Below are 25,889 nucleotides of genomic sequence, written 5' to 3'. Positions count from 1 at the left end.
AAAAATTTAAATTATTTCATACATGATACCCTACGATAAAAGATCTGGTAAAATCTGGTATAATAACGAGCTTGTTGATTGGGCTGATGCAAAAATTCACATTTTAAATCATGGATTACATTATGCTAGCTGTGTATTTGAAGGAGAAAGAGTTTATGACGGATCAATATTCAAATTAGAAGAGCATACTACAAGACTTTTTTATTCAGCTAAAAGAATGGGAATTACAATGCCATATTCAGAAACAGAAATAAATGATGCATGTAATAAAATTATTTCAGTTCAAAATATAAAAGATGGATATGTAAGACCAATGGCCTGGAGAGGTAGTGAAATGATGGCAATCTCTGCACAGCAAACAAAAATTCATGTTGCTGTAGCAACCTGGGATTGGGGTTCTTATTTTGATCCAAAATTAAAAGTTAATGGAATTAAATTAAATATTTCAAACTGGAGAAAGCCAGCACCAAATACAATACCGTGGGACACAAAAGCATCTGGCTTATATATGATCAACACCCTGTCAAAACATGAAGCAGAACAGCAAGGTTATACAGATTCTTTAATGCTAGATCATGAAGGAAATGTTGCAGAAGCAACTGGAGCAAATATTTTTTTTAAAGATAAAAACGGAGAGATACACACTCCAATTCCAGATTGTTTTTTAGACGGAATAACAAGAAGAACTGTTATTGAGATTGCAAAATCTAAAGAAATTAAAATTAATGAGAGAAAAATTAAACCAGAAGAGTTAAAAGATTTTGTTGGTTGTTTTTTAACTGGGTCAGCTGCAGAAGTAACACCCGTATCATGTATTGCTGATAATCAATTCAAAGTTTGTGAAACTATAATTGATTTAAATGAAAGCTATCAAGCTTTAGTTAGAAAAAAATAGATTATTTACTTTTTATTATCCTCAGACATTGCATGGTCAATACCTTTTATTAAATACTCATAACCAGTATACAGAGTTAAAAATGCAGAAAGCCAAAGCAGGATTATACCAATAGTTTGAGCATTATAATCTTGAAAATTTAAAATTTTATTACCAGTTTCACCTGTCAGTAAAAGAGCTATGGCAACCATTTGTAAAAAAGTTTTTAATTTTGCTAAATTAGTTACTGGTAATTTAATTTGCCCTCTAGCTAGAAACTCTCTTAAGCCTGAAATTAGTATTTCTCTTGTAAGTATTATAATTGCAGCAATAACCTCATAATGTTTAATGGTTCCACTCATAACAAGCAATATAAGTGCAGTAGCAACAATAATTTTATCTGCTATAGGATCAAGTAATTCACCTAACTTAGACTCTTCGCCCATCATTCTTGCCAACATTCCATCTAAAAAATCAGTAAATGAAGCAATTACAAACAATACGCATGCAGTTAAGTCACCATAAAAGCCTGGCAAATAAAATGCTAGAACAAAAAAGGGTACAATTATTATCCTACCAATTGTTAAAATATTTGGAATTTTTTTAAGCATAATTATTCGTGAAAAAAGTTATATATCTTTTTTGCAACTTTTTCCTCAACACCTTCAACTAATTTAATCTCATCAAAACTTGCAGATTCTACTGCTCGAGCAGAGCCAAAATGGTTCAATAGAGCTCTTTTTCTAATCGATCCAATACCATCAATTTGATCTAATAAAGATTTTGTAATTCCTTTTGCTCTTTTTGCTCTGTGAGAGGTGATAGCAAATCTATGCGCTTCATCACGCAATCTCTGCATAAAGAAGAGGGTAGGGTCATTCTTATCAAATTTAAATGAATTTCCTTTATAGAAAAAAGTTTCATCGCCACTATTTCTTAATTTACCCTTAGCAATAGCAATCATAGGAAGATCATGTAAGCCAAATTCATCCAATACTTCTTTGGCAGATGAATATTGACCCTTACCACCATCAATTAATATTAAATCAGGAAGAGTTAAATAATTTCCTTTCTCTAGCATTGCTCTCTTAAATCTTCTTGTCAGAACTTCTTTTAACATTGCAAAATCATCTTGTTCAGCACCCTTTGTCTTGATGTCAAATTTTCTATATCTTTTTTTTACAAATCCTTCATTTCCAAAAGTAATCATAGCGCCTACGCTATTGGTTCCTGAGATATGGCTATTATCATAAACCTCAACTAAATTTAGGCTATTTTTAAGATCAAATTTTTTAGCTACACCTTCAAATAAATTTTTATTATTATTTGTTTCATAAATTTTTCTATTAAGTGACTCTTTGGCATTTTTTTCTGCCATAGCGATAACTTTAGCTTTAGTACCTTTTTTTGCTACATTAATAGAGATTGTGCTACTTTCTTTTTTGCTTAAAGTTTCTTCAATTAATTTCTTGTCCTCAATTTCTGTATTAATAATTATTAATTTTGGAACATTTTTATTTTCATAAAACTGCATCAAGAAGGAAGACATTATTTCAGATACGTCCTGATCAGGATCATGTTTTGGAAAATAAGCTTGGTTACCCCAATTTTGTTTGGACCTGTAAAAAAATACTTGAACACATGTTTTGCCAGATTCTTTATAGGCAGCAATTACATCAGCATCAACTAGATTGGCTTCATTAATTCTTTGTGATGATTGAATTATATTTAAGGATTTAATTCTATCTCTAAAAATAGAAGCTTTTTCAAAATCCAGCTTTTCGCTGGCTTCCTCCATTTGTTTAGATAGATTTTTTTGTATATCTCTTGATTTACCCGATACAAACTGAATTGCTTGATCTACTGATTTTTTATAATCTTCTTTATCAATATAATCGACACAAGGACCAGAACATCTTTTTATCTGATAAAGAATGCAGGGTCTTTTTCTATTCTTGAACGTGCTATCATCACAAACTCGAATTTGAAATATTTTTTGAAGCATCTTAATGGTCCAATTTGCAGTTCCTGCTGAAGCAAACGGTCCAAAGTAAAATCCTTCTTTATCTTTTTTGCCCCTATGTTTTGTAACCTGTGCCCATTGGTCTTTATTACTGATGAAAACAAAGGGAAAAGATTTGTCATCTTTAAGTAATATATTGAATTTAGGTTTATATTTTTTAATTAAATTAGCCTCTAAAAGAAGTGCTTCACTTTCATTGGCAGTAGTCGTTATCTCTAACTTAAAAGTTTGAGAGAGCATCCTTGCTGTTCTGATGATATGATTTTTTTCAGCTACATAGCTTTTTAATCTATTGGGCAGGTTTTTTGCTTTACCTACATACAAAATCACATCTTTATGATCAAGCATTCGATAAACTCCAGGACTTTTAGGAATTAATGGGAGTTCTTTTCTAATTACGTCTTTGCCTAATTCAGAGCTTTTCATGACTTCTTTTTTTGGTAATTTGGATACCAACAGAGGCACATTCTTTTATAATTTCTAATTTTTCAATTTGAAGCATAATTTTTCCAATTCGTTTATCTTTAAATAATACATCAAAAACATCTTCGGCAAGTGTTTCTAAAAAATTATAATGCTTCTTTTTTGCAAGTTTTGTAATTAATTTTACAACCTGACCATAATTAACAATTGATTTAATATCTTTGTCATTTGTTGGTTTTCTATCTTCATAATCAATCTCTAAACTAAATTTTACTTTCTGAGTCTTTTCTTTTTCAAAATCATAATAACCAAGCTTTAAATCTAGAGTTAATTTTTTAATAAGAATTTTTTTTTCGTAATTAAATAAACTTTTATTTTTATCTATTTTGACAATATTTAAATTATTTTTCTTCATTCTTTTCCGATTACATCTGGTGTTTGCCAGTTTAAACTTTGTCCACTATCTATTGCTATTACTTGACCTGTAATTGAACTGTTTTTGATAAAAAAGTCAACAGCAGAACATATGTCTTTTACATTTACCTGCTGTTTTAAAGGGGTTGCTAAGTACTGCTTTTTAAAATGCATGTCAGTTTGTCTTTTATTTTTAATAGTTGGTCCAGGTGCAATTCCATTAACTCTTATGTTTGGAGCTAATTCCATAGCACTAGTTTTTGTAAGAGTGTAAAGCCCTGTTTTACTTAAAGTGTAAGAAAAGAAAAAGGGAGTTAACTTAAAAACTCTTTGATCTATAATATTTATAATATTGTTATTTTTACCTTTAACATTTTTTGAAAATTCTTTTGTAAGATATGCGGGTGCTTTCAAATTTACATCAATATGTTGGTTCCAGCTTTTAGAAGAAAAATTTTTAAGACTATCATTTTCAAACAATGAAGCATTATTAACTAAACAATCAAAGTATTTCAATTTTGACTTTGAGAGTTTTATAATTTTTTTTAAATCCTGTTCTTTTGCAAGGTCACCTTTTACCAAATAAACTTTTGTTTTATTTTTTGATAATTCTTTTTGTAATTTTTCAGCTTCAGATTTAGACTTATTGTAATGAATTACCATTTCAACTCCTGGACCTGAGAGTTTTTTTGCAATGGCAGCACCCATTCTTGTTGCGGCTCCAGTGATAATTATTTTGTTTGCTTCCATTTTTTCTTACCTTTTTGTGCTCTTGTACCAGGTAAGCCCATTGTTGATCTACCTTTTGGATATGTTCTATTTTCTTGGTTATAGTGTTTTATTTTTGGGTTTAAAACAATTTCTAACTCTGATGCTTCTAAATTTCTTATTTCATCTCTAATTTTACCAGCTTCTTCAAATTCAAGGTTTGTGGCTGCATCTTTCATTCTTTTGTTGAGCATCTTTAAGTGTTTCTTTAAATTTCCACCAATATTGTCTCCAGTACCTACTTTTAAATAATCCTTATCATAAACGTTCTGCAACACATCGCTGATTTCTTTTTTAATAGAAACAGCATCAATATTATGCTTTTTATTATAGGCAACTTGAATTGCTCTTCTTCTATCTGTTTCTTGAATTGCTTTTTTTATACTTTTAGTTTCTTTATCTGCATAAAGAATAACTCTTCCTTCTAAGTTTCTTGCAGCCCTTCCAATAGTTTGAACTAAAGAAGTTTCAGATCTTAAAAACCCCTCTTTATCAGCATCTAAAATTCCAACCAATGCACACTCTGGAATATCTAGTCCTTCTCTTAAAAGGTTAATTCCCACTAAGACATCAAAAACACCAAGCCTTAAATCCCTCATGATTTCTATTCGTTCCAGTGTATCGATATCTGAGTGTAAATATCTAACCCTAATACCATTTTCATGAAAATATTCCGTTAAATCCTCAGCCATTTTTTTAGTTAAAGTTGTGACCAATACTCTAAAATTTTTATCAATTGTTTTTTTACATTCATACATCAAGTCATCAACTTGATTTTTCGCAGGTTTTATTTCAACTGGTGGATCAATTAGACCAGTAGGCCTTATTATTTGTTCAACAAATTTACCCTTAACTTGTTCTAATTCCCAAGGACCAGGCGTTGCTGATACAAAAACTGTTTGGGTTCTCATTGCATCCCATTCTTCAAATTTAAGAGGTCTATTGTCCATGCAAGAAGGTAATCTAAAACCATATTCAGCAAGATTACTTTTTCTAGATCTGTCTCCTTTGTACATACCATTTAATTGAGGAACTGTTACGTGGCATTCATCTACAAAAATAAGAGTGTTGTCAGGAAAGTATTCAAATAGAGTGGGAGGTGGTTCTCCTGGTTTTCTTCCAGATAAAAAACGAGAATAGTTTTCAATACCAGCACAAGACCCTGTTGCTTCAATCATTTCTAAATCAAACTTAACTCTTTCTTCTAATCTTTGCGCTTCAAGTAATTTATTTTGTTCTTTGAATTTTTTTAAAGTTACTTCTAATTCTCTTTTAATTTTAATGATTGCTTGTTCTATAGTTGGTTTAGGAGTGATGTAGTGGCTATTTGCATAAACTTTTATTACATCTAAATCTTGTATTAGATCTCCTGTTAAAGGGTCAAATTCTTCTATTTTTTCTAGTTTGTCGCCAAATAAACTTAATCTCCATGCTCTATCTTCAAAGTGTGAGGGAAATATTTCAAGATATTCTCCTCGAGCTCTAAAAGTTCCTCTATAAAAACTCTGATCATTTCTTTTGTATTGTAAATTTACTAAAGTTTTTATTAGTTGCTCTCTACTGTATTCATAATCTTTCTTTAAACTCAACGTCATCTTGCTGTACGCCTCAACAGAGCCCAGACCATAGATACAAGAAACACTTGCAACAATAATTACATCATCTCTCTCTAATAGTGATCTAGTAGCTGAGTGACGCATACGATCAATTTGTTCATTAATAGATGCTTCTTTTTCAATATAAGTGTCAGACCTTGGAACATAAGCTTCTGGTGTATAGTAATCATAATAAGATACAAAATACTCAACGGCATTGTCTGGAAAAAAAGATTTCATCTCTCCATAAAGCTGTGCAGCTAGTGTTTTGTTAGGAGCAAGTATTAGAGCCGGTCTATTAGTTTTTTCAATTACCTGGGCCATTGTAAAAGTTTTTCCAGAACCTGTTACACCAAGCAAAACTTGGTTTAACTCTTCTTTATTTGCACCCTTAACTAGTTGTTTTATTGCTTCTGGCTGATCACCGGCAGGTTTAAAATCTGTAACAAGTTTAAATTTTTTTCCACCTTCTAGTTTCTGGTGAATTTCAGGATTTTTACTCTGTATATCTGTAATTAAATCTTGATAAGTATTTTGCATTATCTATAAAACTATTAGAATAAAAATATATTTCAATGAGCATTATATCAGACAGTCTGAAAAAGATTAAACCATCGCCAACTATTGCTGTAACTCAAAAGGCAAGAGAGTTAAAAGCTGCTGGAAAAGACGTTATAGGTTTAGGAGCAGGAGAGCCTGACTTTGATACACCAGATAATATCAAACAAGCGGCTATAAAAGCCATTAATGACGGTGATACCAAATATACAGCCGTTGATGGAACTGCTGCCTTAAAAGATGCCATTGTTAAAAAATTTAAAAGAGAAAACAATTTAGACTACACAACCGATCAAATCACAGTTGGTGCTGGTGGAAAACATGTAATTTATAATGCCATGATGGCAACCCTAAATGAAGGGGATGAGGTTATAGTTCCTGCGCCTTATTGGGTTTCTTATCCTGACATGGTTTTATTAGCCGGTGGAACTCCAATTATTTTAGAGTGTAATGAAAAACAAGGATTTAAAATTAATCCAGCTGAATTAGAAAAATCTATAACAAAAAAAACAAAGTGGATAATATTAAATTCACCATCAAATCCAACAGGTGCTTGTTATACCGAAAGTGATATTAAAGAAATTGCAGATGTTTTAGCAAAACATCCTCACGTACATATTTTAAGTGATGATATTTATGAACACGTAATATACGAAGGTTTTAAATTTTTTACTATTGCACAAATTGATAGCTTGAAAGAAAGAGTTCTTACAATGAATGGTGTAAGTAAAGCTTATTCAATGACTGGTTGGAGAATAGGGTATGCTGCTGGTCCAAAAGAAATTATTAAAGCAATTGCTAAAATACAATCACAATCGACAACTAATCCATCTTCAATTAGTCAAGCTGCAGCAGTTGAAGCATTAAATGGAACTCAAGATTTTATTAAAGAGAGAGCAACTTCATTTCAAGAGAGAAGAAACTTTGTTGTTAAAGCATTAAATGAAATAGGGGGAATTGAATGTTTAAATCCAGATGGAGCATTTTATGTTTTTCCAAGCTGCAAAGGGTTGATTGGGAAAAAAGATACAAGTGGTAAGGAGCTTAAGACAGATACTGATTTTGTTCAGTCTTTATTAGAAAATAGTGGTGTTGCAGTTGTTCAAGGTTCTGCATTTGGTTTAGAAGGTTTCTTTAGAATATCTTATGCAACTTCTATGGAAAATCTTAAAATAGCTTTAGAAAAAATAAGTTTATTTTGTAAGAATTTAAAATAGTTGATTAATGATAAAAAAAATTTTAAAAAGAATATCCAAAGATAATTTTTCAATCAAATTAAGTCCAGAAAATTTAAAAAGACTGGAAAATTATTGCAAATCAGTTAAAATAAAAAATAAATCAGATCATTGGGATAAAAGAAACAATTTGGACCTTTTGTCGTTTGAGAATGATAGGGTAATATTGAGTAATAAACCTAGTGGCTTTGATAACTTTTATAAATTAAAATTTACTAAACTTAATCCTTATGAAAAATATTGGAACTTCATTGGATTATTTAAAAAATTTATTTCCAACTTTGTTGGTAATTATTATGGTCTAGGTTTTTGCGGTATTAGACATTTTGACAAACATTGGCCAAAAAATAAATCATTTTTTTATTCTGGAAATATGTTTGATAAAAAAAATTACATTTATAATATCAAGAAATATAGCCCATTTTGGTACTTTAATGAGATTTATAATATAATCAAAGATCGGGATAACTTAAATTATTTAGAGATTGGCCCAGGAAGTGGTGATTTAATTACAATTATTAAAAATCACTCAAAAGTAAAGCAAATATACTCTATCGATTTGCCTCAAAACATACCTTTTTGTTTTTTGAATATAATTACAAATTTCCCAAACTCAACATATCTATTACCCAATGAGATAAACAACGAGTATCAAAAAATTGATGCCGAGTTTGTCTTTCTAGATACGGAAAATACCAAACTTTTACCCAATAATTTTTTTGATATTGCTGTGAATACTGCATCTTTAGGTGAAATGAATCATGAAGAAATAAAAAAATATTTTACTTGTTTGAGAGATTGCTTGAAAAAAAATAATGTTTTTCTTAATATTAATAGAGTTGAAAAAAAAATTATTAATGATTCTAATCTAGAGTATTTGAGATTTTCAGAATATCCCTGGAATAAAAATGACAAAGATTTTATGTATGAGATAAGCAATATTAATGTAGGCAGAAATATGAACAATGCCTTTATTAAGGTAACAAATCTTTATACTGAAAATTAAATTTTCTGAACTTAATTTGATTCAAAAAATATCTTCTTTTTGCAAAAGTCTTAGCTAGGTTTTTGCTTTCCCCACATCTCAAAATATTTACCTTTTTTTAACAATAAACTCTCATGCGTCCCTTGTTCGATAATAGAACCCTGATCAAGAACAATAATATTATCAGCATTTGCAGCTGTAGATAGACGGTGAGCAATTATTAAAGTTGTTTTACCTTTAGAGACATTTTCTAGATTTTTTTGAATTTCCTTTTCTGTACTAGTATCTAATGCAGATGTCGCTTCATCAAAGAAAAATATTTTAGGATTTTTTAGAATAGTTCTTGCAATAGCAACTCTCTGCTTCTCTCCACCAGATAATTTCAACCCTCTTTCTCCTACAATTGTTTCATAACCATCCGGTAAAATTGTTATAAAATCATGTATATCTGCATTTTGTGCTGCACTAATAACCTGCTCTTTAGTAGCACCAGTATTACCGTAAGCTATATTATAATAAATTGTGTCATTAAATAAGACAGTGTCTTGTGGGACTACACCAATAATTTTTCTTAAAGAGTTTTGAGAAATTTTATTTACATTTGTATTATTAATAAAAATATTTCCCTCTTTTGGATCATAAAACTTGAATAACAGTCTACTTATTGTTGATTTACCAGCACCAGTTGGTCCTACGATAGCTACTTTTTTTCCATTAGGAACAGTAAATGAAATATTTTTAATGATAGTTCTTCTTATATCGTAATCAAAACTAATGTTTTCAAATCTAATTTCTGCATCGTTACTTTGGGGTATATCATCAAGATCATCATTTGTTGTTGGGGCAACCTCTAATAAGCTAAACATGTTTTCCATATCAGTCAGTGCTTGCCTAATTTCTCTATAAACAGAACCTAACCAATTCAATGGCTGATATAATTGGAGCATGTAGGCATTAATTACAACAAACCCACCAATATTAATCTCTCCACTTTTGATCCCATAAACTGACATCACCAACATTATAGTAATACCCACCATTATGATAAATGTTTGGGCTATGTTTAATAGTGAAAGAGAATGTCTACTTTGATTTGCTGCTAACTCATATTGTTCTAATGATTGATCAAGTCTATTAGCTTCAAAGGCTTCATTGTTAAAATATTTAACTGTCTCAAAGTTCAATAAACTATCAATCATCTTAGTGCTAACATCGTTATCAGCTTGGTTCATTCTTTTTCTAAATACATTTCTCCATTCAGTAATCTTAAAAGTTAAGAAAGAATAAAGGCCAATAGTTACAAGTGTTACAACAGCATACCATGGGCCATATAAATAAAATAAAATCCCAGAAACCAAGAACACTTCAAAGAAAGTAGGAGCAATATTAAACAAGACATATCTTAGGAGAAAATCTATTCCTTTAGTTCCTCTATCTATATATTTTGCTAGTGCACCTGTTTGTCTATTTAAATGAAATTGTAAAGATAGATTGTGAAGATGTTGGAACATTGTCAAAGATATTTGTCTAATAGAATGCTGGGAAACTTTTGAAAATAAGGCGTCTCTAATTTCAACAAATGTGAAAGCAATTACTCTTGTAACACCATAGCCAACTACTAAAGCTATTGGTACCAGCATAAATAAATTAACGCCTGAACTTAATTCTGTCAGAGAGTTTACCGCACTACCCAATACTAAAGGAGTGCTAACGCTTGCTATTTTTGCTAAAACTAAAGCAACAACTGCAAAACTAACTCGTAACCTTAAATCTTTCCTTTTTTTAGGCCACAAATAAGGAAGCAACAGTTTAAAAGTCTTAATGTATTTACCCTTTTTCACAATCTAGATATAACTGATTAGTAAAAATTTGTTACAAGCAAATTAGACTTTATAATGAATTAAAAAATGATATTTAAACTAAAAAAGTAATAAGGAGATATAAATGTTAAGTGTATATTTGGCAGGTGAAATTCACAGTAATTGGCGAGAAGAAATTATTCAACTTTGTGAAAAAGAGAAATTAGATGTTAAATTTACTTCTCCTGTAACTGATCATGAGGCTTCTGACAATTGTGGTGTAGAAATTCTTGGAGCTGAAGAAAAAATTTTTTGGAAAGATAGAAAAGGTGCAAATATTAATTCCATTCGAACCAAAAAATCTATTCAAGATTGTGATGTAATTATTGTTAAGTTTGGAGAAAAATTTAAGCAATGGAATGCAGCATTTGATGCGGGTTATGCTACAGCACTTAATAAATCTATGATTGTTATTCATAATGATGATCATCAACATGCTCTTAAAGAAGTGGATGGCTCTGCTGCTGCTGTTGCTTCAGATCAAAAACAAGCTTTTCGTATATTGAAATATATATTGGAAGGTTCCTTAAAGTAATGAAAACAGCTTTGTTATTTGGCTCATCAGGCTTAGTTGGAGGGCATCTTCTTAATCAATTAATTAAGGACATTAATTATTCTAAAATAAAATTATTTGTTCGTTCAGTTCCTGAAATTAGCGATTCAAAAGTAGAGATTATTAAGACTGATTTTAGTAATTTACAAAATCACAAAGAAGATATCAAAGGAGATGATTGTTTCGTTTGTATTGGTACAACAAAAAAAAATGCACCTGATAAAGATGAATATAAAAGGGTTGAACTTGATATTCCTAAAGAAATTGCAAAAATTGCAAAATCAAATTTGGTTAACTCATTTATTTTTGTCTCTGCATTGTATGCAAACCCCAAGAGCTCAGGAGAATACATAAGATTTAAAGGATTGGTTGAAGAAGAGTTAAAAGAACTTAATTTTCCAAAACTTGGAATAATGAGATCGTCTTTTTTAATAGGTAATAGAAAAGAAAAGAGAGCAAGTGAAACAATAGGTATTTTTGTTTTTAAGTTACTTTCTCCATTACTTTTAGGTCCTTTAAAGAAAATGAAACCTATTCATTCCGAAACAGTTGCAAAAGCAATGATAGCTGTTATTCAAAATGATATTCAGCAAACTATTTTTGAGTCTAACGAGATATCAGAAATAAGTAGTTAGTATTCTTAAACTAATCCAAGTCTAATTACTGAGTTCCCAGCATCTACAATACTATCTTTTGCAGATTTAAATTTCATATCCAATAAATCTTCAGAATATGAAGTATCAGTCTGCATCAAAATGCCAAGATCAGGCAACATAATCTTTACAGAAGAGTCTAAGTAACTGATCAATTTAACCATAAAATTTGGCATTTCTTTTTTTGGAAGTTTTTTTGCATACTTTGGAAATGCTTCAGCCATAATTTTAGAAACTTCGAGCATTTTTTTTACTTCTGAACCAATAATTAAACGTCTTCCATTAACCTTGGGATTTTTTATAGATAAAACATGCGCTCTTGCTACATCTTTTACATCAGAAATTAATATTCCAAAATTTGGCACCATAGGATATTTTCCTTTAAGGAAAAGTTCAACATAGCTAGTTGAGGTATTTGTTTTTTTATCTAAAGCATCACCAAAAACTCCTCCTGGATTAATTACAGTTAATTTGTCTTTTAACCCTTTGCTTTCCATTAATTTCCATGCAGCTTGTTCAGCTTTTGTCTTTGATATAATGTAGTCATTCGATCCACTCCAATCAGTATTTGACCAATCACTTTCTCCAAAAGTATATGGGTTTGTTCTGTTAGGTTTTTTAAACATAGCGGCTATTGATGAAGTAAGAATTATTTTTTCAACATTAGCTTCTATACCGGCGTTTAAAACTCTTAACGTTCCACCTTTAGCAGCTGGAACTAAAGCCTCTCTATTTCTTGAGCTTTTCATAGGGTAGGGAGAAGCGGTATGTATGATATATTTACAATCTTTAGCAGCCTCAACCCAACCATCATTTTTTAATAAGTCCAATTCAACAAATGATAATTTATCTGTTGAAACATATTCGCTTAGAGTCTTCTTTGTTTTATCTAATGAGTTTTGGCTTCTAACAGTTCCTAAAACTTCATATCCAGAATTTAATAATTCAATTGCTATATGTTTTGCTATCCAGCCGCTTATTCCAGTTAATAATACTTTATTTGTCATTTTGTTGTTCCTTTTTAATTAAATTTTTATTTTGATACATATGGACATAAATAATCTTTTATCAACTAATTATAAGCTTACTAGTCACTTCACAGTTACTTAAATAATGACTAGTCATTTTTTGTTATTAGTTTACAAAAAAGATGTGGAAAAAATTAATCAAAAACAATCATGTCCTTTTTCAAACGTTATGGAGTTATTAGGAGGAAAATGGAAAATTTTTATTATTGCAAGAATCTATGAAAATAAGAAAATCAGATTTAATGAGCTTAGAAAAACAGTAACCAATATCAGTTCCCAAGTTTTGGCAAGAAAACTTGATGAAATGAGAAAAGATGGTTTGGTTGTTAAAATTATTAATAAATCTCAAAACGTAGATTATAAACTAAGTGAATTCGGAAATTCAGCAATACCAATAATATCTGCTTTAAAAAAATGGAGTTCAGGTAGGAAAAAAGAAATTTCTAAAATAGTGAATATTTAAGTTAGTGAGATAAGAATTTTTCAGCCTCAAGTGCAGCCATGCAACCCATTCCAGCAGCAGTTACAGCTTGTCTGAATGTTTTGTCTTTAACATCACCTGCAGCATAAACACCAGGGATATTAGTTTCTGTTAAATCTGGTTTAGTTAATAAATAACCTTCTTTATCCATATCTAATTGATCTTTAAAAAGAGCCGTTGCTGGATCATGACCAATTGCAATAAATAAACCATCTATTTTCATTTCTTCAATTTTATTTGTTTTAAGATTTTTAACTTTAATCGCTGTAACATTTTTAGGTTTGCTATTTCCAATAACCTCTTCAACAGCACTATCCCAAATTATTTCAATTTTTTTATTTGCCATTAATTTTTTTTGAAGTAATTTTTCTGCTCTTAAAGTATCTCGTCTATGAATTAATTTTACCTTCGATGCAAATTTTGTAAGAAACATTGCCTCTTCTACAGCTGCATTTCCACCGCCAACAACTGCTACAACCTTTTCTTTAAAGAAAAAACCGTCACATGTTGCGCACGCTGAAACACCAAAGCCTCTATATGCTTGTTCTGATTCTATATTTAACCATCTTGCTTGAGCACCTGTTGAAATAATTATACTATCTGCAGTATATTTTTGTCCACTATCTCCAATAGCTTCAAAGGGTGTAGATTTTAAATTTACTGATCCGATATGATCTTCAATCATTTCTGTACCAACTGCTTTTGCTTGGTCTCGCATTTGATCCATTAACCATGGACCTTGAATTACATCTGAAAAACCAGGGTAATTTTCCACGTCTGTTGTTGTAGTTAATTGTCCACCTGGTTCAGAGCCGTATACTAAAACAGGGCTTAGCATTGCTCGGGCAGCATACACAGCTGCTGTATAGCCAGCTGGACCTGACCCTATTATTAACACTTTTGTGTGTTTAATTGGATTATCACTCATGCAGAAGTTATATAAGGATAAATGACAAAATTAAAAGGGTTATTATTAACAGAGGGCATGCACGGCATGATTAGCCAAGTTGAAGGATTAGCTAAGGCTTTAGATTTAGATTTTATACACGAGAAGATTGAAATTAATAATTTTTGGAAATTATTTCCACCCAAAGTAACACCTGTGCAAGATTTTGTTTTTAAAAATAAAATTGATAGCCAGTTTGATGTTGTTATTTCTTGTGGAAGAAAAAGTATAATACCATCAATATATTTAAAGAAAAAATTTAAAAATAAAATCATAAATATTCACATTCAAGAACCTAAGGTCTCATTAGATAATTTTGATTTTGTAGTTGCGCCCGAACACGACGGTTTAAAGGGAAATAACGTATTAACAAGCAAAGGCGCGGTTCATTATTTAACTAATGATGAGCTGGATCAGAATGAAAATTATTTAAAATCTAAAATTAATACTCGAAAAAAAATTGTTACTTTAGTATTAGGAGGACCAACTAGATATTATGATTATAACAATCAAGTCATAGATGGCATTTTTTCAAAGATTGAACAAAATTTTATAAAAAATAATTATCAAGTAATTATTATTCCCTCAATGAGAACTCCTCAGAATATAATTGAAAAAGCTAAAAATTATTTTGATAAAGATCAAATCATAATCCCTAATGTTGATAAAAAAGCCTATCTTTCTTCACTTAAAATATCAGATCATATTATTGTTACTTGCGATTCTACTTCAATGATTTCAGAAGCTGCAATTACTGGAAAGCCAATTTATGTAGCTCAAATGCCAGCAATTAAAAATAATCAGAGATTTAAAAGCTTTTTTAATTTATTCGAGTCTTTAAATATAATAAAAGAATTAAATAATTCTGTTGAAAATTGGACTTATACAAAACTAAACGAAACTAATAAAATAGCGAACCAAATAAAAGAAAAAATAAAACAGCATGACTTTTCTTAATTCAATTTTAAATAACTCCAAGGAACACAATGATCCTTTTAAACATTGGGAGTTAAATAAACCATTATCAAATGATGCTATTAAAGAAATCATAATTGCTGACATACCTGATCTAAATCAACTTGATTTAGAATATGATGGAACAAGAGCTATTGACGGGGGTGCACCAGAATTTAGAGAAGGGATAACAAGTGGTGGTAAAGCAATAAAATTTAGATGTTTTATTACAAAAGAAAATAGCAAGAAGTTTCCGGCATTAACAAAACTAATCAATGAACTTCAATCAAAAGAAACATGCTCCAAGATTTCAAATCTTATAAATAGAGATCTGTCTAATTCTTATGTAAGAGTAGAAGTAATTTGTGATAGAAAAGGATTTTGGCTTAAACCACATTGTGATATTAAAGAAAAACTAGTCTCGTGCCTGTTATTTGTTAATGAATTTAATGAATCTGAGACACTAGGTACTGATTTTTATAATGAAAAGTTAGAAAAAGTTAAAACTGTTCCATATAAAAATAACTATGGTTACTTCTTTACTAGTGGGCCAAATACTTGGCATGGGATGGAAAAGAAGGAGATCGTCAAAGAAAGACGTTGTTTACAAGTTAATTACGTCTCTTTTCCTACGGACTGGAAAGTTAAGTAGTATTAAATTTATAGAGACTTGTATCTATCACAACTGATAGGGCGTACACTTAATTTTTAAGATACTGCCAGATAATTTTACACTTCATTACTTAGGCAATAATTTTTTAGAAAACAACTTTATTAGAATAGCCCATCATTCATGCTTTTTTGCGTGGGTTATGTGTTGGATTTATTATGATTATAAAAGACATAGCTAAACAAGGAATTCGAGAAATAGGTAATATTTTACCTTTAAAAAAAAATAATATTATTCCAATAAAAATTAGTAAGACTATAGAAATAGTCGTAGTCCCTAATTTGGGTGAGTTAAATTCACATCAAGATAATGTTGGAATTATTCTAGAAGAAAAAAATGTTCTAAGGATTTTATCTAAACGATATAAAAATGTTTTAATTACTGAAATTAATTCAGAAGAAGATCTTGAAGCCCTAGTTAAAAGAAAGCCTGATTTAGTATTCTCTGGTGTTAAGTATTTCTTTTTTAATAATAGGAAAATATGGCTAAATGATTATTTAGAGATGTTTGAAATTCCATATATCGCCTCAAGTAAAGCAGCTCTTGATAATGAAAGTGATAAAAATAGAGCGAAAAAGATTATGCAAAAAAATAATATTAGAACTGCAGATTTTTTTATAACAAACCCCGGTGAATACTTAAAAGAATCATCAATACCAATAAAATTTCCCCTTTTTATAAAACCAGTAACTGGTGGAGATAGCAGGGGTGTGGATAAAAATTCAATTGTATTTAATTTTGAAGATTTTACCTCAAAAGTATTAGACATTAAAATAAAGCAAAACTCACCTTCTTTAGTCGAAACATATTTAGCAGGAAAAGAATATAGTGTTGGTATTTTTGAAGATAGTATTGACGGAACTTTAAGAGCTATGCCAATAGAAATTATCGTAAAAGAAAATGTAGACGGTCATTGCATTCTTGATTTTGATGTTAAAAAAAATGACGAAGAGAGCGTAATTCTTGTTTCAGATGTTGTGGTCTTTGACAAACTTTCTAAATTAGCAAAAGATTCTTTTAAAGCTTTAGGTGGAAAATCTTTAGGTAGAATAGATATTAAAATGGATCATTTAGGCTCTCCTCATTTTATAGAAGCAAATTTAATGCCAGGTCTTCGAAAAGGCTATTTCTATAGATCGTGTGTACTAAACCTTGATATGAGTTACGAAGATATGATTTTTAGTATTGCAAATACTGGCTTGTCTTCACATTAAATATCTTGGAGCGCTGTAACAGTAATCTCTTTTGTTTTTAAAGATCTAATCCCCATCAAGCAAGCTTGAGCAGTAGACATGTTTGTACAATAAGGAACTTTATTACCTAGTGTTGCTCTTCTTAGAGCCATTGCATCATGAAGACGATGCTCACTATTTCCACCACCCGTATTAATAACTAAGGCAATTTTTTTAGAATTTAGTACATCAACAATGTGAGGTGATCCTCCACTAACCTTGTTTATCGTTTTGCATTTTATTCCATGTTTACGAATGTACTCTGCAGTTCCACCTGTTGCACATAAAGTAAAATTTAATTTTATTAGTTGTTTTGCAAGGTCTACACCTTCGTCTTTATGACCATCTTTGAGAGAAATAAATGCCAAACCTTTAGTGGGTAAAGAGTTTGAAGCAGCAATTTGGCTTTTTGCGTAAGCCATACCAAAGTCTTTATCAAATCCCATAACTTCACCTGTTGATTTCATCTCAGGCCCCAATAATAGGTCACTATTTGGGAATTTATTGAAAGGAAATACTGCTTCTTTAACTGCAAATAAGTTTTTATTTTTACCTCTTAAGTTAAATTTAGATAACTTTTCACCAGTCATTACTCTTGAGGCAATTTTTGCAAGAGGCAATCCTTTGGCTTTAGATACAAAAGGAACTGTTCTGCTTGCTCTTGGATTTACTTCTATTACATAAATTTCATCATTTTTAATGGCAAATTGAATATTCATAAAGCCTTTAACATTTAAAGCCAAAGCTAGTTTTTTTGTTTGAGCCTCTATTTCAGTTATTAGTTTTGGTTTAATAGATATAGGAGGTAAAGAACATGCAGAATCCCCTGAGTGAATACCTGCTTCTTCAATATGTTGCATGATACCTGCAACAAACACTTCTTTTCCATCAGATATAGCATCAACATCAACTTCCATAGCATGGCTAATAAACTTATCTATTAATATTGGATTATCTTCTGCAGCTTTAAATGCCTCTTCTACAAAGTTTTTTAATTGGCTTTTTTCATGAACAATTTCCATCGCTCTTCCACCTAATACATAAGAAGGTCTTACCATTAAAGGCAGTCCAATTTTTTCAGCAATTTGAATGGCTTGCTTATAAGTTTTGGCAATACCACTCTCTGCTTGTTTTAATTTTAATCTGTCAAGCAACATTCTAAATCTATCTCTATCTTCAGCTAAATCTATTGATGTGTACTGCGTACCTAAAATTGGAAGCTTGTTATCGTGTAGGAATTTTGCAAGTCTTATAGGAGTTTGTCCACCAAACTGAGCGATGATCCCAATAAGGTTTCCTTTTTGCTGTTCTTTTTTGATAATATTATAAACATACTCTTCTTTAAGAGGTTCAAAATAAAGTCTATCACTTGTATCGTAGTCTGTTGAAACTGTCTCAGGATTACAATTAATCATTATTGTTTCAAAACCACTATCTTTAAGAGCGTAACTTGCTTGGCAACAACAATAATCAAACTCAATTCCTTGGCCTATACGATTTGGTCCACCCCCTAAAATTATAATTTTTTTTCTTGAAGAAGGCTCTGCTTCACACTCTGAATTCAAAGCATAATTTCTTTGGTATGTTGAATACATATAAGGTGTGAAAGATTTAAATTCAGCAGCACAGGTGTCTACTTTTTTGTAAACTGGTAATACTTTTAAAGCAGTTCTTTTTTTTCTAACAAGGTCTTCAGGAATTTTTGTGATTTCAGATAATTTTTTATCAGAAAAACCTATTGATTTAATTCTGTTAAATTCATTGTAGTCTTTAGGGAGACCTTTTTTTTGTATTTGATTTTCCTCATCAACAATTTCTTTTATTTGCTCTAAGAACCAGGGGTCTATTTTACAAAGTTGGTGAATTCTTTTAATGCTTATTTTTTTTCTAAACGCTTCAGCAACTAATAATATTCTATTTGGAATATTTTTTTTCAATTCTTTTTCTATTTCTTTTATATTAAGTGAAAAAATTCGATCTAAGCCTGAAAAGCCAATTTCAAGAGAAACCAATGCTTTTTGCAGAGATTCTTTAAAGTTTCTACCAATTGCCATCGCTTCACCAACTGACTTCATTGAAGTTCCAAGAATTGCCTCAGAAGTAGAGAATTTTTCAAAGGTAAACCTCGGTATTTTGGTTACCACATAATCAATACTTGGCTCAAAAGAAGCAGGTGTTGTTTTAGTAATTTCATTTTTTAATTCATCAAGTGTGTAGCCAACAGCTAGTTTTGCGGCAACTTTTGCAATTGGAAACCCTGTTGCTTTAGATGCAAGAGCTGAAGACCTCGATACTCTTGGGTTCATTTCAATGATAACCATTCTGCCATCCTTAGGATTGATTGCAAATTGAACATTTGATCCACCCGTTTCTACTCCAATTTTTCTAAGACAAGCAATTGAGGCATTTCTCATAACTTGGTACTCTTTATCCGTAAGTGTTAGAGCGGGTGCAACTGTAATGGAATCTCCTGTGTGAATTCCCATTGGGTCAATGTTTTCAATAGAACAAATAATAATACAGTTGTCTTTTTTATCTCTAACAACTTCCATTTCAAATTCTTTCCAACCCTCAAGGCATTCTTCAATTAAAATTTGGCTAACAGGAGACTCGTGTAAACCATCTTTAACTATTTTAAGATATTCTTTTTCAGTTTTGGCAATTCCTCCACCCAAACCACCCAAAGTAAATGCAGGTCTAATTATTGCTGGTAATCCGATTTGTTTTAAACCTTTTGCAGCATCTCTAATATGATTTACCACTTTAGATTTTGGTAAGTCCAAACCAATATCTAACATATTTTTTCTGAATTTTTTTCTGTCCTCTGCATTAGAGATTGCCTTAGAATTTGCACCAATTAACTCAATCTTGTATTTTTTAAGAATTCCTTTTTTTTCTGCTTCCATTGCTAAATTCAAAGCAGTTTGACCACCCATTGTTGGTAAAATTGCATCTGGTTTTTCTTTTTTTAGAATTTTTTCTAATACCTCTAGAGTTATGGGCTCAATATAAGTTTTATCTGCAACACCAGGGTCCGTCATGATAGTTGCTGGATTAGAGTTAATTAAAATAACTTTATAACCTTCATCTTTAAGGGCCTTACAGGCTTGTGTACCTGAGTAGTCAAACTCACATGCTTGACCAATGATTATTGGTCCAGCACCAACGACTAGTATAGTTTTAAGATCTTTTCTTTTTGGCATTTTTTTTTATGTTGTTGATAAATTCTTCAAATAAGTAAACACTATCTTGCGGTCCTGGATTTGATTCAGGGTGATATTGAACAGAAAAAACAGGTTTATTTTTTAATCTAATTCCTTCAATGCAATTATCAAATAAAGACTTATGAGTTACTTCAATATTTTTTGGCAATGTTGCTCTTACAATTTCAAAGCCATGGTTTTGACTGGTAATTTCGACATTATCTTTAATCAAGTTTTTAACTGGATGATTAGCACCTCTATGACCTAGTTTCATTTTTTTAGTTTTTGCACCAAGTGCTAAGGCAAGAATTTGATGACCAAGACAAATACCAAAGATAGATAAATTATTTTTGATTAATTCTTTAATAATTTCAATTGCATATTTTCCAGTTGCCGCAGGGTCACCAGGACCATTGGATAAAAAGATCCCATTTGGCTTTAATTTAAGAATGTCTTTTGCACTCATTTTGCATGAAACTACTGTTACTTTACAATTAAGATCTGAGAAATACCTTAGGATATTTTTCTTAATTCCATAGTCAATTGCAACAACATGTAGTGAGTTTTTTTTATTTTTTAAATAACCGGTTTCTTTTTTCCAAGTTTTAAAACCTGACCAAATATAATTTTTTTTAGTAGTTACCTGTTCTGCTAAATCTAAATTATTTAATCCACTCCATTTGGCTGTGATATTTGCTAATTTACTAATATTGAAATTACTTTTATTAGAAAAAGAAATAGTACCTTTAGGTGCTCCATTATCTCTAATATAATTGGTTAAACCTCTTGTATCCAAACCAGTGATCCCAACAATTTTGTTTTTTTTTAACCACATGTCTAAATTAGCTAAAGATCTATAATTAGAAGGACTTGTTATTTCAGAGTTAAAAATTACACCTTTTGTCCAAACTTTATCAGACTCTAAATCTTCTTTATTAGTTCCAACGTTACCAATGTGTGGAAAAGTAAAATTAATAATTTGCCCAGCATAAGATGGATCTGAAATAATTTCTTGATATCCGGTTAGAGAAGTATTGAAACACACTTCACCTGTCGCAGTTCCTTGATGGCCAATACCAACTCCTTTAAAGATAGTTTTATTTTCAAGAACTAAAACGCCTGTGTGAATCTGTGAGATTTTATTAGAGCTAATTTTTTTTGCTTTTTTGATCAATTACAACTCATGAGTTAAAAGTTAATACAATAAAACCTTAATTATCGCAACAGAGATGTATTATAAAATTATAAAAAAACAATTTTTCTTTTGAAGAATTTTCACTTTGCAGTAGATTAAAAAATATTATGACATTGAAAGAAAAAATTGAAACTAACTATAAAAATTCTCTAAAATCAAAAAATAAGGTTGAAATCTCAACCTACAGGTTAATTTTATCTGGAATAAAAGATATCGATATTATCAATCGATCTGGCGCCAACATAAAAGAGACAGACGATGAGGACATTAAAAAACTTTTAAAGAAAATGATCAAACAAAGAACCGAATCAATAGATATCTATCAAAAAAATGACAGAATGGATTTGCTAGAAGTTGAGCAAAATGAATTTGATCTTTTATCTAGTTTTTTACCACAGCAGTTAAATGATGAAGAAACTAAAAAGATATGCGTTGATACAATAAGTAAATTGGGTGCCGCATCAATTAAAGACATGGGTAAAGTGATGGGTGAATTGAAAAAGTCATATCCTGACAATCTAGACTTTGCTAAAGCTGGACCCTTACTCAAAGAACTATTGAATAAATAATGAAATACCCAAAAGAGTATTTGGATGAAATTAAAACTCGTTTAAAGGTTTCGACAGTTGTATCAAAATCTGTCAGTCTAAAAAAAAGAGGCAAAGAATTTGTAGGCTTATCACCCTTTAAAACTGAAAAAACACCTTCATTTACAGTTAATGATGAAAAAGAATTTTATCATTGTTTTGCAACATCAGAACATGGAAATATTTTTGATTTTGTAATGAAAACTCAAAATTTGAGGTTTGGAGAAGCGGTAAAATCATTAGCAAATCTTGCAGGTATGAGACCTTATACATTCTCAAAACAAGATGAAGAACGTGAAAAAAATTGGCAAGAGTATTGTTCAATCTATAATCAATATGTTCAATTTTATCACAAAGAAATTTTAAAAAATGAAAGTTTAACTATTGCGAGAGGCTATTTAAAGAAAAGGAACCTTAGTAAAAATGAAGTCAAAAATTTTAAGATTGGATTTGTTGAAAGAAACTCTAATTTTTATGAAAAATTAAAAGATGAATTCAGCGAGAAAGTTTTAGTTGAAAGTGGTCTTTTTTATTTAGATGAAAAAAAGAATAAATACGTTGAAAGATTTCGAGATAGAATAATATTTCCAATTAATAATATTTCAGGCCAGCCTATTGGATTAGGAGGAAGAACCATCCAAGAAAATAGTTATTCAGCAAAATATATTAATTCCCCTGAAACACCTTTTTTTAAAAAGGGCTCTAACTTATACAATTTAGATTTAGCTAGAAGATTATCAAATAAAATAGATCATGTATATTTAGTTGAAGGATATATGGATGTAGTTGGTTTAAGTAAAAATGGGATCGAGAATGTTGTAGCAAATCTTGGAACCTCTTTAACGGATAGACAAATTTTAATGCTCAACCAATTCTTTGAAGATATAATTATCTGTTTTGATGGTGATGAAAGTGGATACAAAGCAGCGCTTAGAGCAGCAGAAAATTCAATTAAAGAACTACAACCAGAAAAACAAATTTCGTTTCTTTTTTTACCAGATGGCGAAGATCCAGATAGCTATGCAAATAAAAATGGTAAAGCAAACTTTATTGATTTTACCAAGCAAGCAAAAATCTCAATTCACCAGTTTATATTTAATCACTATAAACAACAAACTGATAACAACCCTTCATCAATGGCTATTTTTGAAAAAAAATTAAGAGCTATTGCGGCGACCATAAAAGATAATTTTATAAAAAAATATGTACTAGAGTTTTTCTTGGAGAAAATTTCATCTTTAACTCCACACAGCAATGTAGGAAAAAAACAATTTTATACTAAAAAGATAAAATCATTACAGTCTACTCAAAAACACTTTAATGAAAGCAAATTATTGAGTGGTGTTGAGCTTAAAGAGTTTTCATTGCTTTATTTAATAATGAATAATTTAGATTTATTTCAAGAAAATATTCACATGATTGAAAATATAAATCTATTTAGTGAAGAAAATAAATTAATTCTTGAAACTTTGGTAACTAAACTAAAGAGTGGAGAAAAACTTACCTTAGATCAAATTCCTATTGATCCCCAATTAACTGAAAAAATTTTTAAATTTGCTTCGATAAAGCATATTCTTAATCATCATCAAAATGATCAGAATAAAATGTTTGAATTATTAGAAGAAGTCTCTAGAGACCTTAAAAACTACGATTTAGAGTTTAGAATTGAAGAACTTGAGTCAAAGTTCTCTAAAGATTTAAGCGAAAGCACTTTCAATGAAATAAGAGAGCTAAAAAAACAAAAAAACATCAATTAAATCATTCAAAAAATACGTGGATTTTTCTCAAATTGCGCTTATATAAGTCATTTCAAATATACTATTGTGGAAAGAATAATTACAAAATCATTTGCTAGACTTATGGGTCGTGGAACCCATAGAGGATTTATAACTTTTGATGAGTTAAATAAATCATTAGGTAAAAGAAATCTTTCAGACGAAAATTTAGAACAAGCCTTCATGCACATTCTTGATGAGAATGTAGCACTTGTAGAAAAAAAATCTGATTTTAAAGTTTTAAGAAAAAAAGAAAATTCATCTAAAGAAGAGGGTAAGACAATTGAGAAAAGTGATGACCCTATAAGAATGTATTTAAGGGAGATGGGTGGAGTAGAGCTTTTATCTCGTGAAGGTGAAATTGCAATTGCAAAAAGAATAGAGGCTGGAAAAGATGTAATGCTTATTGCATTAGCACAAAGCCCAATTACCGCACAACAATTTGTAGAGTGGGATGAAAAACTTCAGAGTGACGAAATTTTAGTTAGAGAAATTATTGATATTGATACTAACTACATGGAAGACGAAAATACAGGTCCGAGTGCTAAACAAAGAAATTCTGGTGAAACTGATAAAAACGATGAAAATAATGGAGATGATGATGAGTTTAATCCAACGCTTGCAGCAATGGAAACTGAAATCAAACCAAAAGTTTTAAAAACTGTAAATACTTTAACAAAAGAATATGCAAAATTAATCAAGTATCAAAAAGAAAAACTCGAGGGTATTTTAAACGCTGTAAGCTTCTCAACTGCTAAAGAAAAAGGACATGATAAAATTGTAAGTGATATTTTAGAAAATATTAAATCATTACAGTTATCACCATCTGTACTAGAGGAATTGGTTCAAAAGCACTATGTGGAAAATAAAAAAATTGTTTCATTAGAGGGAAACCTTTTGAGGTTAGCAATGGATCAAAAAATTCCGAGAAATGAATTTATTAAGTTTTATATTGGTAATGAAATTAATCCAAATCTTAAAAAGTTCCTGGATACTAACCCCATGTGGAAACAGTTTTTTTCTAAAAATAAAGATGAATTTAAAAACATAAGAGAGAGATTAATTGAGATTAGTCATAAACTTGGAATTTCAGTCACTGATTATAAAAAAATAGTTAGCCGAGTTCAAAAAGGTGAAAAAGAATCTAGAATTGCAAAAAAAGAAATGGTTGAAGCAAATTTAAGATTAGTAATTTCAATTGCAAAAAAATATACAAACAGAGGACTTCAATTTTTAGATCTTATTCAAGAAGGAAACATTGGCCTTATGAAAGCTGTAGATAAATTTGAATACAGAAGAGGTTATAAGTTTTCAACATATGCTACTTGGTGGATCAGACAGGCAATCACTAGATCTATTGCTGACCAAGCTCGTACAATAAGAATTCCAGTTCACATGATTGAAACTATTAATAAAATTGTAAGAACTCAAAGATTAATTTTAAGTGAGTTTGGTAGAGAGGCTACACCTGAAGAACTAGCGCAAAAATTAAGAATGCCTTTAGATAAAGTTAGAAAAGTTTTAAAAATATCAAAAGAACCAGTATCTCTTGAAAAACCAGTGGGTGATGAAGAGGATAGTAGTTTAGGTGATTTTATTGAAGATACAAAAGCATTAGCACCTTTAGAACAAGCTATTAAGTCAAATTTAAGTGAAGCTACGACTAAGATTTTATCAACTCTAACACCAAGAGAGGAAAGAGTTCTTAGAATGAGATTTGGTGTTGGAATGAATACAGATCATACTCTTGAAGAAGTAGGTCTCCAGTTTTCTGTAACAAGAGAGCGTATTAGACAGATAGAAGCTAAAGCTTTAAGAAAATTAAAACACCCAAGCAGATCCAAACAGCTAAAAAGCTTTTTAGAAAGTTAAAATTTC

22 protein-coding genes are annotated in these 25,889 nt (G+C 30.3%); 12 read left to right on the top strand and 10 right to left on the bottom strand.

All coding sequences use genetic code 11. The annotated features are described in order from the left end of the window. Positions 1-22: 22 nt before the first annotated feature. Entirely contained in the window at positions 23-895 is an 873-nt protein-coding gene (locus tag AC5YGC_RS05745; protein WP_496139273.1) for a branched-chain amino acid aminotransferase, read from the top strand. A gap of 5 nt (positions 896-900) precedes the next feature. Here the strand turns inward: AC5YGC_RS05745 and pgsA are convergent, their stop codons facing one another. Genes pgsA through uvrB form a run of 5 tightly spaced genes read right to left on the bottom strand, consistent with a single transcriptional unit; the run spans position 901 to position 6,637 of the window. Then, the gene (pgsA, locus tag AC5YGC_RS05740; RefSeq protein WP_496139272.1) at positions 901-1,485 is read right to left on the bottom strand and encodes a CDP-diacylglycerol--glycerol-3-phosphate 3-phosphatidyltransferase; all 585 of its coding nucleotides are present in this window, start codon (positions 1,483-1,485) and stop codon (positions 901-903) included. Positions 1,486-1,487: 2 nt separating this feature from the next. Continuing rightward, positions 1,488-3,323 (bottom strand): excinuclease ABC subunit UvrC, encoded by a 1,836-nt coding sequence (gene uvrC, locus AC5YGC_RS05735; RefSeq protein ID WP_496139271.1) that lies wholly within the window; start codon positions 3,321-3,323, stop codon positions 1,488-1,490. Then, a complete protein-coding gene (locus AC5YGC_RS05730) occupies positions 3,310-3,735 on the bottom strand; it encodes a dihydroneopterin aldolase (RefSeq protein ID WP_496139270.1) in 426 nt (141 codons plus the stop codon). Before AC5YGC_RS05730 ends, uvrC begins: the two co-directional genes overlap by 14 nt. Then, positions 3,732-4,484: an SDR family oxidoreductase gene (locus AC5YGC_RS05725; RefSeq protein WP_496139269.1), complete on the bottom strand. Its 753-nt coding sequence runs from the start codon at positions 4,482-4,484 to the stop codon at positions 3,732-3,734. Before AC5YGC_RS05725 ends, AC5YGC_RS05730 begins: the two co-directional genes overlap by 4 nt. Then, a complete protein-coding gene (gene uvrB / locus AC5YGC_RS05720) occupies positions 4,466-6,637 on the bottom strand; it encodes an excinuclease ABC subunit UvrB (protein ID WP_496139268.1) in 2,172 nt (723 codons plus the stop codon). The genes AC5YGC_RS05725 and uvrB overlap by 19 nt, the downstream gene beginning before the upstream one ends. 35 nt (positions 6,638-6,672) lie before the next feature. On the opposite strand from uvrB, the gene AC5YGC_RS05715 reads away from it, so the two are divergent. Both AC5YGC_RS05715 and AC5YGC_RS05710 read left to right on the top strand, forming a co-directional pair. Beyond that, on the top strand, positions 6,673-7,872 hold the full coding sequence (locus AC5YGC_RS05715; protein WP_496139267.1) for an aminotransferase class I/II-fold pyridoxal phosphate-dependent enzyme: 1,200 nt from the start codon (positions 6,673-6,675) through the stop codon (positions 7,870-7,872). A 7-nt stretch (positions 7,873-7,879) separates the two neighbouring features. Beyond that, positions 7,880-8,896, top strand: a complete 1,017-nt coding sequence (locus AC5YGC_RS05710; protein ID WP_496139266.1) for a putative sugar O-methyltransferase — start codon at positions 7,880-7,882, stop codon at positions 8,894-8,896. 50 nt (positions 8,897-8,946) lie between these two features. On the opposite strand, the gene AC5YGC_RS05705 is transcribed toward AC5YGC_RS05710, so the two are convergent. Next, positions 8,947-10,716, bottom strand: coding sequence for an ABC transporter transmembrane domain-containing protein (locus AC5YGC_RS05705; RefSeq protein WP_496139265.1), 1,770 nt, complete (start codon positions 10,714-10,716; stop codon positions 8,947-8,949). 103 nt (positions 10,717-10,819) lie between these two features. On the opposite strand from AC5YGC_RS05705, the gene AC5YGC_RS05700 reads away from it, so the two are divergent. Together AC5YGC_RS05700 and AC5YGC_RS05695 are read left to right on the top strand one after the other, a co-directional pair. Then, positions 10,820-11,269 (top strand): YtoQ family protein, encoded by a 450-nt coding sequence (locus tag AC5YGC_RS05700; protein ID WP_496139264.1) that lies wholly within the window; start codon positions 10,820-10,822, stop codon positions 11,267-11,269. Beyond that, positions 11,269-11,922, top strand: a complete 654-nt coding sequence (locus tag AC5YGC_RS05695; protein WP_496139263.1) for an NAD(P)H-binding protein — start codon at positions 11,269-11,271, stop codon at positions 11,920-11,922. The genes AC5YGC_RS05700 and AC5YGC_RS05695 overlap by 1 nt, the downstream gene beginning before the upstream one ends. A gap of 5 nt (positions 11,923-11,927) precedes the next feature. On the opposite strand, the gene AC5YGC_RS05690 is transcribed toward AC5YGC_RS05695, so the two are convergent. Further along, a complete protein-coding gene (locus AC5YGC_RS05690; RefSeq protein ID WP_496139262.1) occupies positions 11,928-12,947 on the bottom strand; it encodes an NAD-dependent epimerase/dehydratase family protein in 1,020 nt (339 codons plus the stop codon). A gap of 106 nt (positions 12,948-13,053) precedes the next feature. Between AC5YGC_RS05690 and AC5YGC_RS05685 the strand changes: the two genes are divergently transcribed. After that, complete coding sequence (locus AC5YGC_RS05685; RefSeq protein ID WP_496139261.1) at positions 13,054-13,431, top strand: winged helix-turn-helix transcriptional regulator; 378 nt, start codon at positions 13,054-13,056, stop codon at positions 13,429-13,431. A gap of 1 nt (position 13,432) precedes the next feature. Here AC5YGC_RS05685 and trxB read toward each other — a convergent pair whose 3' ends face one another. Continuing rightward, positions 13,433-14,377, bottom strand: coding sequence for a thioredoxin-disulfide reductase (trxB, locus tag AC5YGC_RS05680; protein WP_496139260.1), 945 nt, complete (start codon positions 14,375-14,377; stop codon positions 13,433-13,435). Between the two features lie 21 nt (positions 14,378-14,398). Between trxB and AC5YGC_RS05675 the strand changes: the two genes are divergently transcribed. The 3 genes from AC5YGC_RS05675 (at position 14,399) to AC5YGC_RS05665 (ending at position 17,233) form a co-directional block, all read left to right on the top strand. Then, positions 14,399-15,352: an ELM1/GtrOC1 family putative glycosyltransferase gene (locus tag AC5YGC_RS05675; RefSeq protein ID WP_496139259.1), complete on the top strand. Its 954-nt coding sequence runs from the start codon at positions 14,399-14,401 to the stop codon at positions 15,350-15,352. Then, a complete protein-coding gene (locus AC5YGC_RS05670) occupies positions 15,339-16,001 on the top strand; it encodes a hypothetical protein (protein WP_496139258.1) in 663 nt (220 codons plus the stop codon). The genes AC5YGC_RS05675 and AC5YGC_RS05670 overlap by 14 nt, the downstream gene beginning before the upstream one ends. A 176-nt stretch (positions 16,002-16,177) precedes the next feature. Then, on the top strand, positions 16,178-17,233 hold the full coding sequence (locus tag AC5YGC_RS05665) for a D-alanine--D-alanine ligase family protein (RefSeq protein ID WP_496139257.1): 1,056 nt from the start codon (positions 16,178-16,180) through the stop codon (positions 17,231-17,233). Here AC5YGC_RS05665 and carB read toward each other — a convergent pair. Then, positions 17,230-20,454 (bottom strand): carbamoyl-phosphate synthase large subunit, encoded by a 3,225-nt coding sequence (carB, locus tag AC5YGC_RS05660; RefSeq protein ID WP_496139256.1) that lies wholly within the window; start codon positions 20,452-20,454, stop codon positions 17,230-17,232. The genes AC5YGC_RS05665 and carB overlap by 4 nt on opposite strands. Beyond that, complete coding sequence (gene carA / locus AC5YGC_RS05655; protein ID WP_496139255.1) at positions 20,432-21,628, bottom strand: glutamine-hydrolyzing carbamoyl-phosphate synthase small subunit; 1,197 nt, start codon at positions 21,626-21,628, stop codon at positions 20,432-20,434. The genes carB and carA overlap by 23 nt, the downstream gene beginning before the upstream one ends. Positions 21,629-21,756: 128 nt before the next feature. On the opposite strand from carA, the gene AC5YGC_RS05650 reads away from it, so the two are divergent. The 3 genes from AC5YGC_RS05650 (at position 21,757) to rpoD (ending at position 25,883) form a co-directional block, all read left to right on the top strand. After that, the gene (locus AC5YGC_RS05650; protein ID WP_496139254.1) at positions 21,757-22,218 is read left to right on the top strand and encodes a GatB/YqeY domain-containing protein; all 462 of its coding nucleotides are present in this window, start codon (positions 21,757-21,759) and stop codon (positions 22,216-22,218) included. Further along, the gene (gene dnaG / locus AC5YGC_RS05645; protein WP_502314004.1) at positions 22,218-23,993 is read left to right on the top strand and encodes a DNA primase; all 1,776 of its coding nucleotides are present in this window, start codon (positions 22,218-22,220) and stop codon (positions 23,991-23,993) included. The genes AC5YGC_RS05650 and dnaG overlap by 1 nt, the downstream gene beginning before the upstream one ends. 66 nt (positions 23,994-24,059) lie before the next feature. Then, complete coding sequence (rpoD, locus tag AC5YGC_RS05640) at positions 24,060-25,883, top strand: RNA polymerase sigma factor RpoD (protein WP_496139252.1); 1,824 nt, start codon at positions 24,060-24,062, stop codon at positions 25,881-25,883. Positions 25,884-25,889 lie beyond the last annotated feature (6 nt).

This window comes from Candidatus Pelagibacter sp. uisw_138, from assembly GCF_059512485.2.
This window is presented reverse-complemented; position numbering and strand designations above follow the sequence as displayed.

Coding starts and splice junctions, on each gene's coding strand:
- AC5YGC_RS05745 (WP_496139273.1), top strand. CDS start 23: ATGATACCCTACGATAAAAGATCTGGTAAAATCTGGTATAATAACGAG.
- pgsA (WP_496139272.1), bottom strand. CDS start 1,485: ATGCTTAAAAAAATTCCAAATATTTTAACAATTGGTAGGATAATAATT.
- uvrC (WP_496139271.1), bottom strand. CDS start 3,323: ATGAAAAGCTCTGAATTAGGCAAAGACGTAATTAGAAAAGAACTCCCA.
- AC5YGC_RS05730 (WP_496139270.1), bottom strand. CDS start 3,735: ATGAAGAAAAATAATTTAAATATTGTCAAAATAGATAAAAATAAAAGT.
- AC5YGC_RS05725 (WP_496139269.1), bottom strand. CDS start 4,484: ATGGAAGCAAACAAAATAATTATCACTGGAGCCGCAACAAGAATGGGT.
- uvrB (WP_496139268.1), bottom strand. CDS start 6,637: ATGCAAAATACTTATCAAGATTTAATTACAGATATACAGAGTAAAAAT.
- AC5YGC_RS05715 (WP_496139267.1), top strand. CDS start 6,673: ATGAGCATTATATCAGACAGTCTGAAAAAGATTAAACCATCGCCAACT.
- AC5YGC_RS05710 (WP_496139266.1), top strand. CDS start 7,880: ATGATAAAAAAAATTTTAAAAAGAATATCCAAAGATAATTTTTCAATC.
- AC5YGC_RS05700 (WP_496139264.1), top strand. CDS start 10,820: ATGTTAAGTGTATATTTGGCAGGTGAAATTCACAGTAATTGGCGAGAA.
- AC5YGC_RS05695 (WP_496139263.1), top strand. CDS start 11,269: ATGAAAACAGCTTTGTTATTTGGCTCATCAGGCTTAGTTGGAGGGCAT.
- AC5YGC_RS05690 (WP_496139262.1), bottom strand. CDS start 12,947: ATGACAAATAAAGTATTATTAACTGGAATAAGCGGCTGGATAGCAAAA.
- AC5YGC_RS05685 (WP_496139261.1), top strand. CDS start 13,054: ATGACTAGTCATTTTTTGTTATTAGTTTACAAAAAAGATGTGGAAAAA.
- trxB (WP_496139260.1), bottom strand. CDS start 14,377: ATGAGTGATAATCCAATTAAACACACAAAAGTGTTAATAATAGGGTCA.
- AC5YGC_RS05675 (WP_496139259.1), top strand. CDS start 14,399: ATGACAAAATTAAAAGGGTTATTATTAACAGAGGGCATGCACGGCATG.
- AC5YGC_RS05670 (WP_496139258.1), top strand. CDS start 15,339: ATGACTTTTCTTAATTCAATTTTAAATAACTCCAAGGAACACAATGAT.
- AC5YGC_RS05665 (WP_496139257.1), top strand. CDS start 16,178: ATGATTATAAAAGACATAGCTAAACAAGGAATTCGAGAAATAGGTAAT.
- carB (WP_496139256.1), bottom strand. CDS start 20,454: ATGCCAAAAAGAAAAGATCTTAAAACTATACTAGTCGTTGGTGCTGGA.
- AC5YGC_RS05650 (WP_496139254.1), top strand. CDS start 21,757: ATGACATTGAAAGAAAAAATTGAAACTAACTATAAAAATTCTCTAAAA.
- dnaG (WP_502314004.1), top strand. CDS start 22,218: ATGAAATACCCAAAAGAGTATTTGGATGAAATTAAAACTCGTTTAAAG.